Source organism: Candidatus Planktophila sp., assembly GCF_040402315.1.
Classification (GTDB): domain Bacteria; phylum Actinomycetota; class Actinomycetes; order Nanopelagicales; family Nanopelagicaceae; genus Planktophila.
In genome coordinates, this window is record NZ_JBBAMU010000072.1 from 1 (window position 1) to 1,060 (window position 1,060).

Genomic DNA, 1,060 nt, shown 5'->3' on the forward strand with positions numbered 1-1,060 from the left:
CCACAGCGCGGACATGGTTGGTGTTCCTGGCCATAGGCGGCTAATGATGTTTCAAAGAATCCACTGTCGCCGTTAACGTTTATGTATAAGGCATCAAAAGATGTGCCACCGGCGGCAATAGCTTCGGACATTACCGTTGTTGCGGCATCAACAAGTGCGCCTATTTTTCGCACAGTTAAATCACAGGCTGGTGTTTCGGGATGAATCTTTGCACGCCACAGTGATTCATCGGCATAGATATTTCCAACACCGCTCATGATTTCTTGATTTAAGATCACGGTTTTAATTGCCGCCTTACGTGATTTCATACGCGCAATAACGGCGGTTCGATCAAATGATGGATCAAAGGGATCAACTGCAATGTGAAGGGCAGATTGTGGGATGCCATTAGTAGTGTGTTCTAGGGATAACCAACCAAAGGTTCGTTGATCGCTAAATGCGAGCTCTCGTTTATTTAATCCGCGGCTTAAACCAAAGTGGGCACGCACATGGCGGGGTGCTGGTCGATTTTTTTGGGCAATTAAAAATTGGCCAGACATTCCTAAATGTGCAACAAGGACTTGCTCGCGATCTAGATCAAACCAGAGAAATTTTCCACGCCGATTAATACTGTGGATACGCGCGCCAATGACTGCAGAGAGTGGAGCGAGTGATGCTGGTTTTAATACGCGCGGATGTAAACCTTGTGCGCTGCGAAATGTGTATCCAATGATTAACTGTGCCAAGCCGCGGCGGACAGTTTCAACTTCTGGTAATTCAGGCATGGTGAAAAATTATAACTTCAACGCTTTTGCGCCTTAGAGAGTATTAAAGATGCCTACTGCTGCGGTTGCACCTGCGGCGATAAAGAAGATGGCAAGTGGGACCCAGCCAAAGATTTGGTAGGCGGTGATCTTGTCGTCGGTGAGGCCGGTTTCGTTTTCGCTGCTCATGGACCAAAGATTACCGAAGTTGCTGGATGATTTCTATGTGTAGCAATATGTTTAGGAAAATACCGGCTCGTCCTCGCCAACTGTGACAGATGCTGCATCGACTCCCCACATGTTGGCGGTCTTTGAGA

At 47.5% G+C, this 1,060-nt stretch carries 2 protein-coding genes; both read right to left on the bottom strand.

Annotated elements, in window-relative coordinates:
• A partial coding sequence (gene mutM / locus AC9UEP_RS06055; protein WP_509545123.1) for a bifunctional DNA-formamidopyrimidine glycosylase/DNA-(apurinic or apyrimidinic site) lyase occupies nt 1-764 on the bottom strand: 764 nt, incomplete at its 3' end.
• Nucleotides 765-797: 33 nt separating this feature from the next.
• Nucleotides 798-932 carry a hypothetical protein gene (locus tag AC9UEP_RS06060; RefSeq protein WP_509545126.1) on the bottom strand — a complete coding sequence of 45 codons (135 nt, stop codon included), beginning with the start codon at nt 930-932 and terminating at the stop codon, nt 798-800.
• Nucleotides 933-1,060 lie beyond the last annotated feature (128 nt).

Excerpts from the sequence above, each read along its gene's own strand:
- AC9UEP_RS06060 (WP_509545126.1), bottom strand. The coding sequence starts at position 932 with ATGAGCAGCGAAAACGAAACCGGCCTCACCGACGACAAGATCACCGCC.